This is a genomic window from Cycloclasticus sp., assembly GCF_019090545.1.
Taxonomy (GTDB): Bacteria; Pseudomonadota; Gammaproteobacteria; order Methylococcales; family Cycloclasticaceae; genus Cycloclasticus; species Cycloclasticus pugetii.
The window spans coordinates 75607-94909 of the sequence record NZ_JAHRVT010000033.1 but is presented as its reverse complement, the minus strand read 5'-3'; the positions used below and the strand labels follow the sequence as shown (position 1 = coordinate 94909).

Annotated in this window: 15 protein-coding genes and 2 pseudogenes; all 17 read left to right on the top strand. The window is 44.6% G+C overall.

Features of this window, described 5'->3' with window-relative positions:
• Positions 1-76: 76 nt before the first annotated feature.
• The 17 genes and pseudogenes from KUG63_RS08115 to KUG63_RS08035 all read left to right on the top strand — a co-directional run bounded on the left by KUG63_RS08115 (position 77) and on the right by KUG63_RS08035 (position 19302).
• Positions 77-2521, top strand: coding sequence for a type I restriction-modification system subunit M (locus KUG63_RS08115; RefSeq protein ID WP_287554733.1), 2445 nt, complete (start codon positions 77-79; stop codon positions 2519-2521).
• Positions 2521-3819 carry a restriction endonuclease subunit S gene (locus KUG63_RS08110; protein WP_287554731.1) on the top strand — a complete coding sequence of 433 codons (1299 nt, stop codon included), beginning with the start codon at positions 2521-2523 and terminating at the stop codon, positions 3817-3819. Before KUG63_RS08115 ends, KUG63_RS08110 begins: the two co-directional genes overlap by 1 nt.
• Positions 3820-3828: 9 nt before the next feature.
• Positions 3829-4071: pseudogene (locus tag KUG63_RS08105) on the top strand (hypothetical protein); the annotation flags it as partial.
• A 47-nt stretch (positions 4072-4118) separates the two neighbouring features.
• Complete coding sequence (locus tag KUG63_RS08100; RefSeq protein ID WP_272998045.1) at positions 4119-4823, top strand: DUF3800 domain-containing protein; 705 nt, start codon at positions 4119-4121, stop codon at positions 4821-4823.
• Entirely contained in the window at positions 4824-5366 is a 543-nt protein-coding gene (locus KUG63_RS08095; protein WP_272998044.1) for a hypothetical protein, read from the top strand. It abuts the gene before it with no gap.
• 170 nt (positions 5367-5536) lie between these two features.
• Positions 5537-8563, top strand: a complete 3027-nt coding sequence (locus KUG63_RS08090) for a type I restriction endonuclease subunit R (RefSeq protein ID WP_272998043.1) — start codon at positions 5537-5539, stop codon at positions 8561-8563.
• A gap of 18 nt (positions 8564-8581) precedes the next feature.
• Positions 8582-9667 carry an ATP-binding protein gene (locus KUG63_RS08085; protein ID WP_272998042.1) on the top strand — a complete coding sequence of 362 codons (1086 nt, stop codon included), beginning with the start codon at positions 8582-8584 and terminating at the stop codon, positions 9665-9667.
• Positions 9668-9776: 109 nt separating this feature from the next.
• Positions 9777-10241: a MarR family transcriptional regulator gene (locus KUG63_RS08080; RefSeq protein WP_287554729.1), complete on the top strand. Its 465-nt coding sequence runs from the start codon at positions 9777-9779 to the stop codon at positions 10239-10241.
• A 129-nt stretch (positions 10242-10370) separates the two neighbouring features.
• Positions 10371-10544: a hypothetical protein gene (locus KUG63_RS08075; RefSeq protein WP_000224748.1), complete on the top strand. Its 174-nt coding sequence runs from the start codon at positions 10371-10373 to the stop codon at positions 10542-10544.
• A gap of 1 nt (position 10545) precedes the next feature.
• On the top strand, positions 10546-10914 hold the full coding sequence (locus KUG63_RS08070) for a metal-dependent hydrolase (protein WP_129980165.1): 369 nt from the start codon (positions 10546-10548) through the stop codon (positions 10912-10914).
• A gap of 9 nt (positions 10915-10923) precedes the next feature.
• Positions 10924-12078 carry an SAVED domain-containing protein gene (locus tag KUG63_RS08065; protein WP_272998040.1) on the top strand — a complete coding sequence of 385 codons (1155 nt, stop codon included), beginning with the start codon at positions 10924-10926 and terminating at the stop codon, positions 12076-12078.
• On the top strand, positions 12071-13261 hold the full coding sequence (locus tag KUG63_RS08060; protein WP_272998039.1) for a nucleotidyltransferase: 1191 nt from the start codon (positions 12071-12073) through the stop codon (positions 13259-13261). Before KUG63_RS08065 ends, KUG63_RS08060 begins: the two co-directional genes overlap by 8 nt.
• Positions 13262-13975, top strand: a complete 714-nt coding sequence (locus KUG63_RS08055) for a hypothetical protein (protein ID WP_287554724.1) — start codon at positions 13262-13264, stop codon at positions 13973-13975. It abuts the gene before it with no gap.
• 116 nt (positions 13976-14091) lie between these two features.
• The gene (gene mobH, locus KUG63_RS08050) at positions 14092-16242 is read left to right on the top strand and encodes a MobH family relaxase (RefSeq protein ID WP_287554722.1); all 2151 of its coding nucleotides are present in this window, start codon (positions 14092-14094) and stop codon (positions 16240-16242) included.
• 47 nt (positions 16243-16289) lie between these two features.
• Entirely contained in the window at positions 16290-18110 is a 1821-nt protein-coding gene (traD, locus tag KUG63_RS08045; protein WP_287554720.1) for a conjugative transfer system coupling protein TraD, read from the top strand.
• Between the two features lie 9 nt (positions 18111-18119).
• Complete coding sequence (locus KUG63_RS08040; RefSeq protein WP_287554718.1) at positions 18120-18680, top strand: conjugative transfer protein; 561 nt, start codon at positions 18120-18122, stop codon at positions 18678-18680.
• Positions 18667-19302, top strand: a pseudogene (locus KUG63_RS08035) (DUF4400 domain-containing protein). Before KUG63_RS08040 ends, KUG63_RS08035 begins: the two are co-directional and overlap by 14 nt.
• The last annotated feature ends 1 nt before the right edge of the window (position 19303 follow it).

Here is a 19303-nt window from a genome sequence, read left to right as displayed (position 1 = left end):
AACAGAATTTTAAATTTATAGTGAAGCCGTTGCAGCAACCTAGTGGGATGCAACCAACACTGAACAGGAAAAGAAAATGGATCATAGTGTACATAACAAGCTCATCTCATTTATTTGGAACATTGCCGACGACTGTTTACGGGATGTGTACGTTCGCGGTAAGTACCGTGATGTGATTTTACCTATGGTGGTATTACGACGTTTAGATACGTTACTTGAACCCACCAAAGAAGCCGTGCTTGAAGAGGTAAAGTTCCAAAAAGAAGAGATGCAAGCCACAGAGCTTGATGATGAACCGTTGAAGGCGGCCAGTGGTTATGTCTTTTACAATACATCTAAATGGACTCTGAAATCCCTGTTCAACACCGCGACTAATAACCAACAGATATTACTTGCCAACTTCGAAGAGTACCTGCTTGGCTTTAGCGATAATGTTAAAGAAATCATTGAATGCTTTAACCTCAAGTCGCAAATTCGTCACATGGCCTCAAAGCAAGTCCTTCTTGATGTCGTCGAAAAGTTTGTTTCCCCTTACATCAACTTAACTCATGAAACGGTCGAAGACCCAGATGGTAACAAGATGCCAGCCCTTACTAACCTGGGTATGGGTTACGTGTTCGAAGAGTTGATCCGCAAGTTCAACGAAGAAAACAATGAAGAAGCAGGTGAACACTTTACGCCACGTGAAGTTATTGAATTGATGACGCACCTGGTGTTCGACCCAGTTAAAGACCAGTTACCGCTTACCATGACAGTGTATGACCCTGCGTGTGGCAGCGGTGGTATGCTCACTGAATCTCAAAACTTCATTGAAGAGAAATATCCAAACGACAGCCGAGATGTTTATCTTTACGGCAAAGAGATCAACGACGAGACCTACGCGATTTGTAAATCGGACATGATGATCAAAGGTAACAACCCTGAGAACATCAAAGTAGGCTCCACCTTGTCTACCGACGAGTTTGCGGCTTCACGCTTTGACTTTATGTTGTCTAACCCGCCATACGGTAAGAGTTGGGCGTCTGAACAGAAGCACATTAAAGACGGCAGTGATGTGATTGACCCACGTTTTAAGGTTAGCCTGAAAGACTATTGGGGAAATCTCGAAGTGGTGGATGCCACGCCACGTTCAAGTGATGGCCAGCTGCTCTTCTTAATGGAAATGGTCAACAAGATGAAAGATCCAAGCGTAAGCCCATTAGGCAGCCGGATTGCTTCTGTTCATAATGGCTCATCGCTGTTTACCGGTGATGCGGGCGGTGGCGAAAGTAACATTCGTCGCTTCATCATTGAAAACGACATGCTAGATGCCATCGTTCAGTTACCTAATAACCTGTTCTATAACACCGGCATTACCACTTACATTTGGGTGTTGAACAACAATAAACCCGAGGCACGTAAAGGTAAGGTGCAACTGATTGATGCCAGCTTGCTATACCGTAAGTTGCGTAAGAACTTAGGTAACAAAAACTGCGAATTTGCGCCTGCGCACATCACGGAAATTACCGATACTTACCTCGCGTGTGTGGGCGTTGAAAGAGCACTTGATGCAAACAATGATCCTGTTGGCATAGCCAGCAAAGTGTTTAGCAATGACGACTTTGGCTATTACAAAGTCACTATCGAGCGCCCAGACCGCCGAAGAGCCAAGTTCACTCAAGACGCAATAGCCCCACTGCGTTTTGATAAGCAGCTTAGTGAAGTGATGGAGTACGTGTACGCAGAGCACGGCGAACGTGTTTACGAAAAAACTGGCTATGGTACTGAAAAGAAAAAGAGCTTCTTGAAATCCATTGAGAAAGACATTCTTTCTTGGTGTGAAGATAACGACATCAGTCTCAATGCCAAAGCTAAAGCAAAACTGCTCGATGTGAAACATTGGCTGGCGCTTAAAGCATTGCTTGAAACGGCAGAAACGCTGATGGCTGACATCGGTAGCATTGAATTTGATGACTTCAATAGTTTTAAAACCCAAGTTGATAAATCGCTAAAAGCCCATGCTATTAAGCTTTCAGCACCTGAGAAAAATGCCATCCTGAACGCGGTGAGCTGGTATGACGAAACCGCCAAGAAAGTGGTGAAAAAGATCGTTAAATTAACGGGTGATAAATTAAACGACCTGCTGGAGCGCTATGAGTGTGAAGTCGCTGACCTGCCAGATTTTGGTTATTACCCCGTTCCTACAACAGAAGGCGGCAAAAAAGGCGAGTTCATTACTTACGAGACCAACTCAGACCTGCGTGACACAGAATCTGTTCCCCTACGTAAAGACGGAGAGCAGCAAAGCATTTACCAGTACTTCCTAGACGAAGTGAAGCCTCATGTTGATGAAGCATGGATAAACCTAGATACGGTGAAAATTGGTTATGAAATAAGCTTCAATAAGTATTTCTACCGTCATAAACCGCTGCGTAGTTTAGAAGAGGTCGCAACCGACATCATCAACCTAGAACAAAAAGCCGAAGGTCTTATTGCGCAGATATTGGGTGTGAACGTGGCGGAAGTTCAGGGAGAAGCGTAATGGAAAGTTTAGCGTTGATGCCGAGATATGAGGCTTATAAAGATTCAGGTGTTGAATGGCTAGGGGATATTCCGGCGTCTTGGAGCTTACTAGCTAATAAACACATCTTTCGTTTGAAGAAAAAGCAGGTTGGAAAACGCTCAAACGAATATGATTTGCTATCTCTTACTCTAAGAGGTGTGATTAAGCGTGATATGGAAAACCCGGAGGGAAAGTTCCCGGCAGAGTTCGACACTTATCAAGAAGTGCGGTGTGGAGATTTCATTTTTTGCTTGTTCGACGTGGAGGAAACCCCAAGAACTGTTGGATTGTCGCCATTTAATGGGATGATTACTGGTGCATATACCGTTTTTGAACCAAATGACAATTTTGACAATAGGTTTTTATACTATTTCTATCTGAACCTTGATGCAAAAAAGAGGCTTAAACCGCTTTATCGTGGATTGAGAAATACAATTCCTAAAGATTCATTTCTGAGTTTTAAGACGTTTGTTCCTCCCCATGAGCAACAAACCCTAATAGCCAACTTCCTAGACAAGAAAACCGCGCAAATCGACGACGCGATTGCGATCAAAGAGCAGCAAATTAGCCTGCTGAAAGAGCGTAAGCAGAACATAATCCAACAGGCGGTGACTCAAGGGCTTGATCCCAATGTGCCAATGAAAGACTCCGGTGTGGATTGGATTGGTAAGATTCCGCAGCACTGGAAATTAAAGCCTAATAAGTGCCTTTTCAAGTTAAAAAAATCATTGGTAGGAAAAAGATCTGGAGACTATGAGCTTCTATCTCTAACCCTAAAAGGGATAATTAAACGAGATATGGATAACCCAGAGGGGAAATTTCCAGCTGAGTTTAATACGTACCAAGAAGTTAGTATCGGTGACTTTGTATTCTGTTTATTCGATGTAGAGGAAACCCCTAGAACTGTTGGTCTTTCTAAATTTAAGGGAATGATTACTGGGGCCTATACGGTTTTTGAACTTGATGAGAGTGTTAGTAAGGAATTCCTTTATTATTTCTATTTGAATTTAGACTCAAGAAAAATGATGAGACCGTTGTATAAGGGACTAAGAAATACCATATCAAAAGAGACTTTTTTGAGCTTTAAGTCATTTATACCACCTTTGAAAGAGCAAGAAGAGATCGTTGATTTTATTGAATATGAGGTTAATAAGATAGATCTCACTATATATGGGATATCCGAACAAATTGATAAAATAAAGGAATACAAGTCTTGTCTAATAAATGGTTCGGTCACAGGTAAAATTAAAGTTACGTCAGAAATGGTTGAGCAATAGGACGCGTATATGTTCACGGTAAATCATCAAACCAACAGGATTAGTCCGGTTAAGACGAAGAGATTCACTGAGTTGGGCTTTACTGAGCGCAAGCATCTTCAGCTTTTTACCCGCTCAGGGCTGCGCTTGGCACACGAGCCTTCCGCACTGGGTGAAGAGCTACTGATTATTCAAAAGGAGTTTGATGGCTTTGTGCTTTTTCCTTTTGTGCTGGACGCAGGCCGTGAACGCTTAGATTTACTGGCGCTGGATAGCGCGGTAGAGGCGTTAAATAAAAAGAATTTTTATTAAGGTGGGGTATGACGGTTTATAAAATATTCTGTGATGAAAGCTGCCATCTGGAACATGATGGTGCCGACATTATGGTGCTAGGTGGAATACGTTGCAGTGAAGAGAAAGCTCTTGCTCTAAACAAACACATTAAATGGTTGCGTCACCGACACAATTACCATACGGAGCTAAAGTGGACGAAATTAGTTAATAAACAGTTTGATTTCTATGCCGCCTTGATAGATTTGATTGTTGACGACGTGGACGTGTGGTTCAAAGCGACGGTTGTACAGCACAAAGAACGCCTTGCACATTCTCATTTCAACGAGGGTTCACATAATATTTTCTATTACAAGATGTATTACTACACGCTTAAAGACTTTCTTGAAGCTGGGCACGAATACAGAATTTACTTGGACTATATGGATACCTTGGGCGGGGAAAAAACTAAAAAACTATGTGAGGTTTTAAGGACGGAAGGTCGTGAAGAATTAAATGTAAAACCCTACATTATTCAGTCGTATGAGTCGCAGTTAATTCAGGCATGTGATCTGATTATTGGCGCAATCAGCTATAAAAACCGAAGTGATATTGAAAAGAGCAGTCTCATCAAAACCAAGATTGTTGACTATCTTGAGAAGAAGTTAGGGCACGCGCTTGACTATGGCACCCCACCATGGGAGCGTAATTTCAATATATTTCGCTTTGCCCCAGCGAATGTTAGAGGTGGTTGAATGTTAAGCCGCCCAATAGATTTATCTTCATTTAGTGAACAGCAAGCTTTTGATCACCTTTACCCGCTCTTTCAACGCGATTTTATCACTCAAAGAACGTTACTTGCGACCAGTATTTACGTTGATCCCAATGGGCAAGGTATGAGAGATGGGCGAGAGGAAGTCTTTTGGCATGTAACGACAAGGGAAAGGAAAAAGCGAGTTAAACTGGGGAAAACTTATACTCAAATAGTCACTCGACCATTAGATCCTGATAGAGCAAGCCGAATTGAATGGATTCGTCCGATTCTCTTGAATCATGATCATGCTGATATTCGCAGGTTTTATCGAAAAGAGACCAAGGGCAAAAAGCCAATTCGCCTCTATTTATGGGCGTATAAGGAAGACTTTGTGGTTATAGTGCAGAAACTAGGGGCCTCGGATGCCTTTTTAGTGACAAGTTTTTATATAACGGAAGCTTACAAAAGAGCTAGCTACCAAAAATGGTTTAACGAATATAGCGCTGGTTCTATACCAGAGTTACACGCTTGTGAGTGGTTTTAGAAGAAAGGAATGGTCGCCTATTGTGGACCGGGCGATTAGCGGTCACCTCTATCTACGCATTGGTAGGTGAGCGATTGGAAGTTTGAACTAATTTAGGGTGTTCTGTCAATGGTAATGATAGACCTTTTTTCGTGTTACATGGGTTGCAACGGCAGGTTTAGGGAATAAGTATGGTTAGTCAAACTAATGAGCAAGCATTAGAGTCGGCGATTGAGAAGTGTTTAACGGGTACAACTCTGGAAGAGCTCAAAGCAGGCGTGAAAGAAATTGCACCTGATTTTCACAATAGGTTTTATCAGGTTGGTTTCGCATCAGACTTCAATATGCAATATGCCATTGATGAGCGTTTTTTCTGGCAATTTCTGCAAAAGACACAAGAAGTAGAGCTGGCCAAACTGCAAAAGAACAACCCCTCAGATTGGCAGCGTAAGTTACTCGAACGATTTGACCGACTGATTAAAAAGCATGGCATTCTGCATTTACTTAAGAAAGGGCTAAGCGTAGACGATGCTCACTTCAATTTGCTCTATCCAGCCCCTTTGGCAAGCAGTAGTGAGAAGGTAAAGCAAAACTTTGCAGACAACGTGTTTAGCTGTACTCGCCAAGTGCGCTATTCCATAGCAAATCCCCTACAAGAAATCGACATGGTATTGTTTATCAACGGAATACCCTTGATAACGCTGGAGTTGAAGAACGCATGGACGGGGCAAACAGCACGTTATCACGGCCAAAAGCAGTATCGAGATGATCGGGATGCAACTCAGCCATTACTGACCTTTGGTCGCTGCCTAGTGCATATGGCGGTCGATACCGACGAAGTGTATATGACCACCAAGTTATCAGGTGGCAGTACCTTCTTCTTGCCGTTCAATAAAGGTCACAATCTTGGACAAGGCAATCCACCGAACCCAACTGGCCATAAAACGGCATACCTATGGCAAGAAGTATTCACCAAAGAAAGCTTGGCGAATATTATTCAGCATTTTGTGCGTCTGGATGGGTCAAGCAAAGATCCATTACCAAAGCGAACCCTGTTCTTTCCTCGATACCACCAATTGGATGTGGTGAGAAAATTGGTGGACCATGCCGCCCAGCACGGTGTCGGTCAGACTTACTTAATTCAACACTCTGCCGGTTCAGGTAAGTCTAATTCTATTACCTGGGCTGCTTATCAGTTAATTGAAACCTATCCTGCTTCGTCTGATGTAGCTGGCGGAAAAAGCTTGGAGCAGCCGTTGTTTGACTCTGTGATTGTGGTCACCGATAGACGCCTATTGGACAAGCAGCTACGGGATAACATTAAAGAGTTTTCTGAAGTAAAGAACATTATTGCCCCGGCGAACAAATCATCTGAGCTCAAGCAGGCGCTCGAAAATGGCAAAAAGATCATCATAACGACGATTCAGAAATTTCCGTTCATTATTGATGGTATCGCCGATCTTAGTGACAAGCGCTTTGCGGTGATCATCGATGAAGCACACAGCTCACAGTCTGGTTCGGCGCATGACAATATGAACCGAGCGATGGGCAAGTCTGAAATCGAAGAGGCAGAGGATGCACAGGATAAAATCCTTCAGGCGATGAAATCGCGCAAGATGCGCGGGAATGCGTCGTACCTGGCATTTACAGCGACACCAAAAAACAGCACTTTGGAGAAATTTGGCCAGCGCCAAGAAGATGGCTCTTTCAAGCCGTTTCACTTGTATTCGATGAAACAAGCCATTGAAGAAGGTTTCATCTTGGATGTGCTGGCAAATTATACGACATACAAAAGTTATTATGAGATTGAGAAATCAATCGCTGATAACCCTGAGTTTGATACCAAAAAGGCGCAGAAAAAACTCAGAGCTTATGTAGAGCGAAGCCAGCAAACGATTGATACCAAAGCAGAGATTATGCTGGAACATTTTGTTCCACATGTTGTGAATGCGAAAAAGCTCAAAGGTAAAGGCAAAGGAATGGTGGTCACTCAAAATATTGATACGGCCATTCGATACTACAAAGCGATAAGGCGGATACTTGAGGAGCAAGGGAACCCCTTTAAAGTTGCCATTGCTTTCTCAGGAACCAAAGAAGTTGATGGTATTGAATATACCGAAGCAGATATTAATGGTTTTGCAGAGTCAGATACCAAAGATATGTTTGATACCGATGAGTATCGACTTTTAGTGGTTGCGAACAAGTATCTGACTGGCTTTGACCAGCCTAAGCTTTGCGCCATGTATGTAGATAAGAAGCTCGCCAGTGTATTGTGTGTTCAGGCGCTATCTAGGCTAAATCGCAGTGCACCTAAGCTAGGGAAGAAAACAGAAGACTTGTTTGTTTTAGACTTTTTCAACTCAACTGAAGATATTCAGTCAGCATTCGATCCTTTCTATACCGCAACGTCATTGTCCCAGGCTACAGATATAAACGTACTGCACGAGTTGAAAGATGAAATGGACGATGTCGGTGTGTACGAGTGGTTTGAAGTTGAAGACTTTGTGACGCGTTATTTTAACAATGAAGACGCCCAAACACTCAGCCCAATCATTGATGTTGCAGCAGCCCGGTTTGACCATGAGCTGGAGCTTGAAGCTGAAGCTAAAGTGGACTTTAAGATTAAAGCCAAACAGTTCGTTAAAATCTATGGGCAGATGGCTTCTATCATGCCTTATGAAATGGTCAGCTGGGAAAAACTGTTTTGGTTCCTTAAGTTTTTAATACCGAAATTGAAAGTGGAAGATCCCGATGCTGATGCTATTGATGAGCTTCTCGATTCTGTCGATCTTAGTTCATACGGTTTGCAACGTGTGAAGCTTAACCACAGCATTAAACTTAGCGACCAAGAAGCGGAGCTTGATCCTCAAAATCCAAACCCACGTGGGGCGCATGGCGGTGAAAAAGAAACTGACCCGCTGGATGAAATCATTCGCACATTTAATGAACGATGGTTCCAAGGCTGGAGTGCCACACCTGAAGAGCAAAAGGTTAAGTTTGTGAACATCGCTGAGAGTATCCGCAATCACCCAGATTTCGAATCTAAATACAAAAACAACCCAGATCCTCATAATCGAGATTTGGCCTTCGAAAAAATGCTCAAGGAAATTATGCTGCAACGCCGTAAAGATGAACTTGAGCTCTACAAGTTGTTCGCAGGAGATTCAGCATTTAAAGCGTCATGGACGCAAAGTATGCAGCGAATGGTAGGTATGTAGCTAGAAAGGAGTGATGGTTTGCTGAAGGCAATCTCAGAGTTATTAGATGGGTCACCAGGCCTGAAAGGACGTCAAATTGCCAAGGAGCTGGGGCTGGATAAGTCTCAAGTGAACTCGTTTCTTCACAAAAACCAGGATACGTTTGTGAAAAACTCAAATCATGAATGGTGCTTGATACGGGCTCAGCATGTGGAAATTGATTTCGGTACAGGTTGGATTGATGAGAAAGCCTTTGAAAGTGCTATCGGTAAGCTTGCGTACCAAAAAGATGCAACAAAGGTAACATTTAAATTTGGCATCGATTGTAAGTTTTTGCTGATAGCATTAGCCCGTTTCCTTGCTCTGGCGAATCAGCTTACTGCGAATGGGAAGGATGTGGTGATAGATACTACAGCATGTCCTAATACACACAGTTTTTTTAGCAGAAATGGCTTCTTTGATTATCTTAATCAAAGTGTAACTTGTTTCCCTGAAAGGCCCGCGATGTCAGCTGCTAAAACTTATCGGGATAATAGCGATACCTTGGTCGAACTAGGAGAGATTGCACAGCCAACCCAAAACAAAGAGCTTGTAATTCGTTTGGGCGACAGGTTTGTAGAGCATTCTTCAGCCAGCTATTTCTTAGCGGCTAAGACTGTTTTTTCAGAGCTTGTAGGCAACGTTACTGATCACAGTGAATCCAAAATACCTGGACTAGCAGGTCTGCAAGTGTATCGACCGTATAATAAACCAAAGCATATTCAAACAGTCATATCCGACTCTGGTTTAGGTATTGCCGCTACCTTGAGAACAACATTACAAAGTGAACATCCGAAGTTGTACGCACAGTTTTCAGCGGAAACTGTTGAGAATGACATTGCGCTTGTTCAAAAAGCATTTACATCTGGTGAGGTTAGTCGCTTTGGTAAAGGCCGGGGGCTAGGCTTTAAGAGTAGTCGAGAGCACGCTAGCAAAGAGAAAGTTATCATTGTAATTAGGCAGCTAACTTTCTCATTGGCTTTGGAATACTCGAAGGGTCAACTCATCAATGTTTCTGAAGATCGAGGGTTGGTCCCTATCACAGGAACCCATATCTGTTTTGACTTCTATGTTGACAATTTCTGATAAATAGTGTCAACTTAAGCAGATGAAACAGTTAACTCATAAAATTCTTCTTTCAGAAGTCGTAGGTTCTGACCATGCCTTTGGTAACGATGAAGGTAGTGAAGCCTATGTGAAGATTAAAAAGATCGTTGATGGTCACCCATCATGCGATATTTTTGCTATCAGCTTGGAAGGGATTCGATTCACTGATGCTTCATTTCCTCGTGAAAGTATAATCTCGTTGGCTAAAGCATTAAAAGGAGAAAAAGGTTTTTACCTTTCTAATGTACCGAGTCGTGACCTTCTGGACAATTGGTCTTATGGCGCTACAGCCAAGGATCAACCTCTTCTAGTCAAGAGCGATAGCGGTTACGAAGTGCTTGGTGTAAAACTCAGTGCGACCGTCAAAGAGCTTCTAGATTTTGTTATTGCAAAAAAGACAGTGACTTCGTCACATGTATCTAAGCACTTTGACATTTCAGCACAGAATGCCAGTGGTCGATTAAAGAAGCTTCATGCTACAGGTCTTGTGTTAGGGCAAAAAGAAGTGGCAGAGTCAGGTGGACTGGAATTTGTCTACCGATCAATTGTGTAGTTTTTTTTGGTTTTCTGGTTAATCTGCTTGCGTTAATCAGAATTGAAATTTATTATTTGATCAGATCCTTTGGATCTTTTTTATTAATATCTGATAAATGTGATTAAGTTAAGCAGAATAGGAGGTTTTATGGCTACAAATCCCCCATCAGGTGACGGACACAGAAACGGTGCCGTTAAAGGTAGATCTCAGACTCAGACGCCAAGCGGACATTGGGTAAAGCGAGATGCTGATACTGGTCGATTCATGGATGTAAAGACATCCGACAAAACACCTTTTAAAGGTGTCAGGAAGGAGAAATAGTTTGGCTAATGGTAAAACCCATTTGGCCGTCGGGGCTGCGGTTGGTTTAACCGTTGCCTTGGCGGACAACAAAAAACAAGCTGTCAGTCACCATCCTGTAACTGCCATTACGGTTGGCTCTCTATTTGGCAAGCTTCCAGATATTTTGGAACCCTCTTTGGGTAACCCTCACCATCGCCAGTTTTGCCACAGTCTATTGGTGTTAACTGCACTAGGTGTTGGTCTCAAACATTTGTATGAGTGGCAACCGGAAGAGGCAATTGATAAGTGTCTTCGCGGGCTGGGGCTAATAGCCGGATGTGCTTATGTGAGCCATTTGCTCTGTGATGCGACAACACCGCGCTCACTTCCGTTAATTGGCAAACTATAGGAGTTTTGAATGGTCGTTGAAGTCACGAGGCACATTAAACGCCCTGTTGAGCGAGAACTTTGGGCTCGTGCCGCTGCGCGTTGTCAGTTTAGCGGGTGTAATAAGTTGCTATACAAATCAGCGGTGACCCAGGAATCGGTCAATGTCTCTCAAAATGCTCATATTTACGCATTTTCTGAGAATGGGCCTCGTGGTTGGGGACTCTTTAAAACTAAGCCAACCAGCTTGAATGACGTCAGCAACCTCATGTTGATGTGCTATGACTGTCACAAAAAAATTGATCAGAAAGGCAGCGAGGATAGGTATCCAGCCGATCTCTTGATTAGTTGGAAAATGCAGCATGAGCAACGTATAGAAATACTCACAGGCATTGATCCTGATCGCAAATCAAATGTTGTTTTATATGGTTCCAATATTGGAACTGAAAGATCACCGATTAATTATCACGGTTGTGTTGAGGCAATGTTTCCGAATTGGTATCCGGCAACTGAAAAGCCAGTGACCCTATCCATGGTATCAGAGCTGAAGGATCACTCTGAACAATATTGGCAAGCAGAGTCGCAACACCTAACGAAGCGTTTTCAAAGTAAAATTTCATCGATTATCGAAGAGGATTCTTGTAAGCATTTTTCATTGTTCGCGTTAGCTCCTCAACCATTGTTAATAAAACTTGGCGCTTTGCTCACCGACAAAATTGACGTCGAGACTTATCAGCTGCATCGAGAGCCTAAAGGCTGGTTTTGGCAAGACTGTTCAGATGATTTTGAGTACATCATCAACAGACCTCAAAATATGGAGGGAAAGCCAGCCCTGGTGCTTTCTTTGAGTGACCATGTGTCGCATGAGCGAATTACTCGGGTTATAGGGCCAGATACATCGATTTGGGAAGTGACTATAAAGCAGCCTCATAATGATTTCATGCAGTCAAAGCAGCAGCTCTCCTTGTTCAGAAAGTGCATAAGAAAGCTGATTGTTGAAATCAAAAATACACACGGGGATGCGACGCCACTGCAAATTTTTCCTGTGATGCCAGTATCGTGTGCCGTCGAATTAGGACGGGCCAGAATGCCTAAGGCTGATATGCCATGGCTTATTTATGACCACGACATAAAAACACAACAATTTGTAATGGCAATCGAGCTTCGAGGAGATCTATATGAGTAATAGCAAAAGTAACGATGTTCTAAACACAATTCTCGAAAAAATTGAGCTACCTGACAGTGCTTATGAAAAGGCTGAAAAACGCTATAAGGATCTAGGCGATTGGTTACATCGCCCAGAGTCAACATGCGTGAATTTTGATCCCCACGTGTTTTCTCAAGGTTCCTTTCGTCTAGGTACGGCGATTAGGCCCGATTCAGAAGAACAGTATGACCTAGACATGGGGTGCAATCTTCGGCGTGGCCTGGATAAAACGTCTATCACTCAAAAGCAACTAAAGCACCTAGTCGGTCATGAATTAGAGCTTTATCGAAACGCCAGAGGCATTAAGGAAGAGCTAGCCGAGAAGAAACGCTGTTGGCGCTTAGAGTATGCCGATGGGCTTAGCTTTCACATGGACATAGTTCCGTGTGTGCCAGAGAGTGATACAGGAAGAGGCCTGTTGAAAAAGCGGATGGTCGAAAACTCTAAGTTTGATGAAAGCTTGGCTCAAAACGTGTCTCAGCTTGCAGTTTCGATTACCGATAACACAGATTTCACTTATGCAGTTGTGAATGAAAACTGGCGTATCAGCAATCCTGAAGGATATGCTCGATGGTTTGAAACGCGCATGAAGACGGCACGGTTAGTAATAAATGAACGTGAAATGCGATTTAAAGCCAGTATAGATAGTCTGCCATATTATCAATGGAAGACACCCTTACAGCAGGTTATCCAATTATTGAAGCGTCATCGTGACACTATGTTTAAAAACAATGAGGATAGTAAGCCAATATCGGTAATCATCACTACATTGGCTGCTAAATCATATAAAGGTGAAAGTGATTTGGCTTCAGCGTTGAATACGGTGCTCTCCGAGATGGATGACCATATTTCTGCACAAGCGCCAATGATTCCGAACCCAGTCAACCCAGCCGAAGATTTTGCAGACAAGTGGTATGACGAAAAATCTGCTCAATACCGATTACAAGAAAACTTTTATAAATGGCTGTATCAAGCTAGAGCTGATTTTAGTGCTCTTTGCTCAAGTGATGATACGCAACGAATAGTAAATGCGGCGCAAAATGGTTTGGATTTGAAGCTTGATTCAAGTTCGGTAGCACGTCTCTTGGGTATTCCTGCGGTGACAGCAAAACCAACTTTCGCAATTCAATCATCTGATCCAAAGCCATGGTTTAAGCAATAGATGAAGCACTGGAAGGCTGTAGGCCTAGAGGCTTTTCTCTCGGCCTATCCGAACATTAGATTAGTAGATGTCCATGCAGATAAGGTTGAGTTGCAGGGAGAGTATCAGTTAAAAGCACAGCTAGCTGGAAGTCGGTTTATAGAGCGAACATTTTCTCTAAGGATTGTATGCCCAAGTGATTATCCTAGGGCTTTACCAGTGGTGTTTGATACCCCTGGTTACTTTCCTCGTAATCAGGACTTCCATACTTACTCTGATGGATCATTTTGTCTTGGCTCAGTCCTGAAAATTAAGTCAATTTTGAAAACCGACTCGTCATTGACAACCTTTTTCGAAAAGATTGTTGTCAGGTTTCTTTATTCGGTGTCCCATAGGGTTGAATTTGGCAACTTTCCCTATGGCGAACTGGAGCATGGTGAGAAAGGCCTGATTGATGATTATTCTCAGTTGTTCAATGTTAATGGTAAAGCATCGGTTCTACGGGCACTGAAAGCGTTAGGTTTGCGCAAGCGTGAGGCAAATAAATTACCTTGTCCATGTGGCTGTGGTGATCGTCTTGGCTCGTGTGACTATCGGTTTGTCTTGAACGAGTTTCGTCAAGTTGAGCGCCGCCGATGGTTTCGCCATCACCTACAAGAAGCTTTTACACCGATTGAAAAACCCAAAAGGAGAGTTGGGAAAAAAACTAAAAGTCCAAGTAGAAATACGCCTTAGCTTAATAAGCTCCCTCGGGCATTTATGGCATATGTGTTAATACATATCGGATTTTTGAGTCTAATCAACCGGCAACGCCAGATTGAACCTTCACACTATCGTGTCGGAGGTTCACTATGTTCAAAAACCTATTTTTTCAAACAAAAGCACTACCAGAGCTGTCATCGCAACTGGATACGGAAATCCCACGCTACCCGCCATTCCTGAAGGGGTTGCCAGCTGCATCACCTGAAGATTTGCAGTCCACACAAGACGAGCTAATTGCCAAACTTCGCCAGGTACTTGGCTTTAACCAGCGTGAGTTTCAAAGGCTGATTCAGCCCTGCATTGATCATCTGGCTGCTTATGTTCATTTGTTGCCAGCTTCTGAGCATCATCATCACAGTGGTGCTGGTGGTTTATTACGTCACTCGTTGGAAGTTGCTTTCTGGGCGGCACAAGCTGCTGAGGGGATCATCTTTGTTGCCAGTGGCACCCCGGTTGAGAAAAAAGAGCTGGAACCAAGGTGGCGTGTTGCGGCGGCATTAGGCGGTTTGTTCCATGATATTGGTAAGCCAGTTTCAGATCTGTCCATCACAGACGAAGATGGACGCTATCAGTGGAACCCTTTTTTAGAAACCTTATCCCAGTGGACCACAAATAACAGCATTGAACGCTATTTCATTCGCTGGCGCGACGGACGGTGCAAGCGGCACGAGCAATTTTCAATTCTGGTTTTAAACCGGGTGATGACACCTGAGTTGCTCGCCTGGTTAACCCAGCCGGGCCCTGAGATTTTGCAGGCCATGCTGGAAGCGATTGGCAATACCGATCCCGAGCATGTCCTGTCTAAATTGGTTATTGAAGCTGACCAAACCAGTGTCCAGCGAGACCTGAAAGCGCAACGAATTTCCGTTGACGACAATGCCCTTGGTGTCCCAGTCGAACGCTATCTACTTGATGCCATGAGGCGATTGCTTGCCAGTTCCCAGTGGTTAGTCAATCAGCGAGACGCCAGAGTCTGGTTACGACAATCGAATCAATCAACCCATCTTTGCCTGGTTTGGAAAAGCGCGGCTAAGGACATCATTGAGCTATTGGCCAAAGACAAGATACCGGGCATCCCAAGAGATCCCGATACCCTTGCGGACATCCTCATTGAGCGAGGATTGGCCACTAAATCCGCCTCAAATGAGCGATATGAAAGCCTTGCCCCTGAAGTGCTGATCAAAGACGACAAGCCAATCTGGTTACCCATGCTGCATATTTCTGAGGCCGATTTATTGTTCAGCTCGAATGTACCAAGTGGTGTGACACTGTTTAGTAAACCTGAGTGGGAAGCAACACAGCAAACACAAGCAGAGCCTCAGAGTCGTTCCTGTGAGCAGCCAGGCTTGTCTGAAGCGTCATCATCAATCGATCATAGCAGTTCGGCTGAGTCGCCATCGACAAAATCGTCCGAACAAGATGATGAACTTCGTCATGCCAGTGATGTTAATAACCCCCAGGCAACTGAAAATGCTCCAGGTGATGAATGTGAAAAGCCTAACAATTCATATGATGGCGCTATCTCAAATAACGTAAACCAGCACGATACAGAAGCATTGAATCTCCCTGAATCTTTGGCGTGGCTCCCAGAGGCCAGCAGTGCGTTGGTTATGGTTGGTGAACAGATACTGATCCGCTATCCCGATGCCGTAAGACCTTGGTGTGCCCCCCGAAAACTGCTTGCTGAACTCAGTCGATTAGATTGGCTTGAACTAGATCCGGCAAACCCGACACGTAAGGCCAGAACTGTGACAACGAAAGATGGCGTTCAGGAGCAAGGGTTACTGCTTAAGGTATCGATTTCTAAAGGGCTAACTGCACTGATAGACCTCTCCAAACAAGGCGCAGAAGCGGCGGTAGCAATTCAGAACGAAGAGGCTGCACAGCGTCCGAGTCGAACTGAGACAACCAATGCCCAAGCAAAAGAGCCCGTCACAAAAGCGGAGCGTAAGCAAAAGCCGATTGCGGCCAATGCGAACTCAAGTACAGACCCCAAACACGCGCAGCGCCAACAGATGGTTAATTTTGTGAAAGATTTGCCCATCTTACTGACCGATGGCGATTACCCAGACGTGGATCATAGTGCCGATGGTATTCGCGTCACGATTCAAATCTTACGCCAAGTCGCCAATGAGCATGGCATTCCAGCCGGACAACTGCTTCGGGGGATCTCGGCCAGTGACGAATGCCAGTTTGATGAGGGGGAAACGGTTCTGTTTACCGCTCACGCTAAACGTTAATCCATTTGAAATTAAGCGGATTGCAAACGGTTATCTGCGGAGCATGAATGAAAGAAAACGCATATGAGATGCCTTGGCGCACGAATTATGAAGCCATGGCAGCAGCAGGTTGGCTGGTAGGGGCCACTGGGGCAATAGCCGCAGAAATGCTGACTGAGCTACCACCTGAGCCATTTTGGTGGATGACGGGGATTTCCTCGGGCATGGCGTTGTACCGCCTGCCCGAGGCTTACCGTCTTCATAAGTTACAGAAGGGACTAAAAGGCAAACCTTTGGCATTTATGGAGCTTTCGCATTTGCAAAAAGTGATGGCAAAACATCCTGATGAATTGTGGTTAGGTTATGGCTTTGAGTGGGACCAACGCCATGCCCAACGCGCTTATGAAATCTTAAAGCGGGATAAGCAAACCTTGCTTAACCAGGGTCACGGCAAGCGAATGGGCTCGACCTGGATTCATGGTGTCGAGCCCAAAGAAGAAGATGTGTACCAGCCAGTTGGTCATACTGAGGGGCACACCTTAATTGTCGGTACGACCGGTGCAGGGAAAACCCGATGCTTTGATGCGATGATCACCCAGGCCATTTTGCGCAATGAAGCCGTGATTATTATTGACCCCAAGGGAGACAAAGAGCTTAAGGATAATGCACAGCGAGCCTGTATTGCCGCCGGTAGTCCTGAGCGCTTTGTGTATTTTCATCCGGGTTTTCCAGAGCATTCAGTACGTCTTAATCCCCTGAGAAACTTTAACCGGGGCACTGAAATTGCCAGCCGTATTGCGGCACTAATCCCATCCGAAACCGGGGCTGATCCATTTAAAGCCTTTGGCCAAATGGCACTGAATAACATCGTTCAAGGTCTGCTGCTTACTTCACAACGTCCTGATCTGAAAACACTGAGACGATTCTTGGAAGGTGGCCCAGAAGGTTTGGTAGTAAAAGCCGTCACAGCCTGGGGGGAGCAGGTGTATCCGAACTTTAGTGTGGAGATTAAACGCTTTACTGAAAAGGCCAATACCTTGGCTAAACAAGCCATGGCGATGCTGCTTTTCTACTACGAACGCATTCAGCCCGTTGCCGCCAATACCGATTTAGAGGGGCTATTGAGTATGTTTGAGCATGACAGAACCCACTATTCCAAGATGGTGGCCTCACTGATGCCGGTACTCAATATGCTCACATCAAGTGAACTAGGTCCATTGCTATCACCGATTGCAAACGATGTGGATGACAGCCGGTTAATTACGGATTCTGGCCGTATTATCAACAATGCCCAAGTGGCCTATATCGGGTTGGATTCATTGACCGACGCCATGGTTGGCAGCGCCATTGGTTCGTTGCTTTTATCCGATCTCACCGCCGTGGCCGGTGACCGCTATAACTATGGTGTTGAAAATCGTCCCGTAAATATCTTCATCGATGAGGCGGCTGAAGTCGTCAACGATCCCTTCATTCAACTGCTCAACAAAGGCCGTGGCGCAAAAATGCGTTGTGTGATTGCTACTCAGACCTTTGCTGATTTTTCAGCTCGTACAGGCAGTGAAGCTAAAGCTCGCCAGGTGTTAGGTAACATCAACAACTTGATAGCCCTTCGGGTGATGGACGCCGAAACGCAGCAGTACATTACCGACAATCTGCCTAAGACTCGGTTGCAGTACATTATGCAAACTCAAGGTATGTCGTCCAACTCGGACAGCCCCGCATTGTTTACCGGCAATCATGGCGAACGCTTGATGGAGGAAGAAGGCGATATGTTTCCACCGCAGTTATTAGGCCACCTCCCCAACCTAGAGTACATCGCCAAGCTTTCAGGTGGCCGCGTGATCAAAGGTCGCATTCCTATTTTAACCAGCTCTACACAGGCAGCATAAGGAGTCTGTATGCATCATTCTGTCTGTCTGAAAATGACAACACTTACCAGTAAAGAAATGCTCGCTCAGTGGCAGCAACATAACCCCCAGTTCAAGGAAACCTTAAGACTGCTTGAAACCGACTGGCCTCATGCTTTGGCCTCGGTGCACTGTTTGGCGGACTATTTAACAGATGCGCTCACTTTAGATGGCCATTCCATCTTTGATTTGTGTCTCTGCAATGGATTGGGCAGTTATGAAGAAGTCAGTTGTGATGATGATAGTGTACGCCTTTGGCATTTCATTGAGGCGCTGACCTGGACTGCCGCCAGTGCTTTAACGGGGATTCGCCTGCGTGATCCTGACCATTTTGAGTGGGCCGCCGTGGATGGTGTGTATTTCTACACCTGGATTCGTAATCGTCCAAATCGGATGACGTATTTGGCTGAAGGACGCATCGAGGTGCGTTATGTCAGTGGCCATACATCGACAAAGCGGCTTCAACAAGTAATTAAAGCCCAGATTATGACGCCAACCGTTGCAGCCATGCTGGCGCGAGTTGAAGAGGATGTTTGGCATGAGCAAGCATAAGTCGGTTTGGCTGCTGTGTCTGGCACTGATGCTGGAGATTATTGCCATTGGCGTGTTAGTGCCCGGTGATTGGACTGGCCGGGTCATTAGTAAAGAAAAGCAGATGATCCAAAATCAATTGGGCGCACAAACAAGCTATTGGATTGGTCAAACTAGCCATCGCTGGTATTAGTCATGGATTGTGGATACGCAGATGGAGCAATCTGTGCGAGATTTTCTAATCCCAACTGAAGAGCAGCGACTTCGTTCTAAAGGGATGGAGAATATGGGAGGCTTTTGGTTTGTCTGGGTAGAAGACCGTATTCAAGCATTTTTTGATGTGTTGTACCAAGTGTTCACTCGATTTGCTTTACTGATGGTCTGGTTGCCCTTTGCGCTTATTCTCATGTTACCGGCGTTGTGGGACGGCTTGATGACCTGGAAGATCAAGAAGACAACCTTTGATTTTTCGAGCCCAATCATTCACCGCTACAGCATGATAATTCTGGGTTCAGGCGTCATCTTGCTGTTTATGGGATTGTTCGCCCCGCTGGCTATTCCACCGGTGGTGTTACCGTCGCTGATCATCGGTTTGGCATTGATGGCAGGGTTGGCGTTAAGTCACTTGCAGAAGAAGATTTAGT

Excerpts from the sequence above, each read along its gene's own strand:
- KUG63_RS08115 (WP_287554733.1), top strand. The coding sequence starts at position 77 with ATGGATCATAGTGTACATAACAAGCTCATCTCATTTATTTGGAACATT.
- KUG63_RS08110 (WP_287554731.1), top strand. The coding sequence starts at position 2,521 with ATGGAAAGTTTAGCGTTGATGCCGAGATATGAGGCTTATAAAGATTCA.
- KUG63_RS08100 (WP_272998045.1), top strand. The coding sequence starts at position 4,119 with ATGACGGTTTATAAAATATTCTGTGATGAAAGCTGCCATCTGGAACAT.
- KUG63_RS08095 (WP_272998044.1), top strand. The coding sequence starts at position 4,824 with ATGTTAAGCCGCCCAATAGATTTATCTTCATTTAGTGAACAGCAAGCT.
- KUG63_RS08090 (WP_272998043.1), top strand. The coding sequence starts at position 5,537 with ATGGTTAGTCAAACTAATGAGCAAGCATTAGAGTCGGCGATTGAGAAG.
- KUG63_RS08075 (WP_000224748.1), top strand. The coding sequence starts at position 10,371 with ATGGCTACAAATCCCCCATCAGGTGACGGACACAGAAACGGTGCCGTT.
- KUG63_RS08065 (WP_272998040.1), top strand. The coding sequence starts at position 10,924 with ATGGTCGTTGAAGTCACGAGGCACATTAAACGCCCTGTTGAGCGAGAA.
- KUG63_RS08060 (WP_272998039.1), top strand. The coding sequence starts at position 12,071 with ATGAGTAATAGCAAAAGTAACGATGTTCTAAACACAATTCTCGAAAAA.
- KUG63_RS08055 (WP_287554724.1), top strand. The coding sequence starts at position 13,262 with ATGAAGCACTGGAAGGCTGTAGGCCTAGAGGCTTTTCTCTCGGCCTAT.
- mobH (WP_287554722.1), top strand. The coding sequence starts at position 14,092 with ATGTTCAAAAACCTATTTTTTCAAACAAAAGCACTACCAGAGCTGTCA.
- traD (WP_287554720.1), top strand. The coding sequence starts at position 16,290 with ATGAAAGAAAACGCATATGAGATGCCTTGGCGCACGAATTATGAAGCC.
- KUG63_RS08040 (WP_287554718.1), top strand. The coding sequence starts at position 18,120 with ATGCATCATTCTGTCTGTCTGAAAATGACAACACTTACCAGTAAAGAA.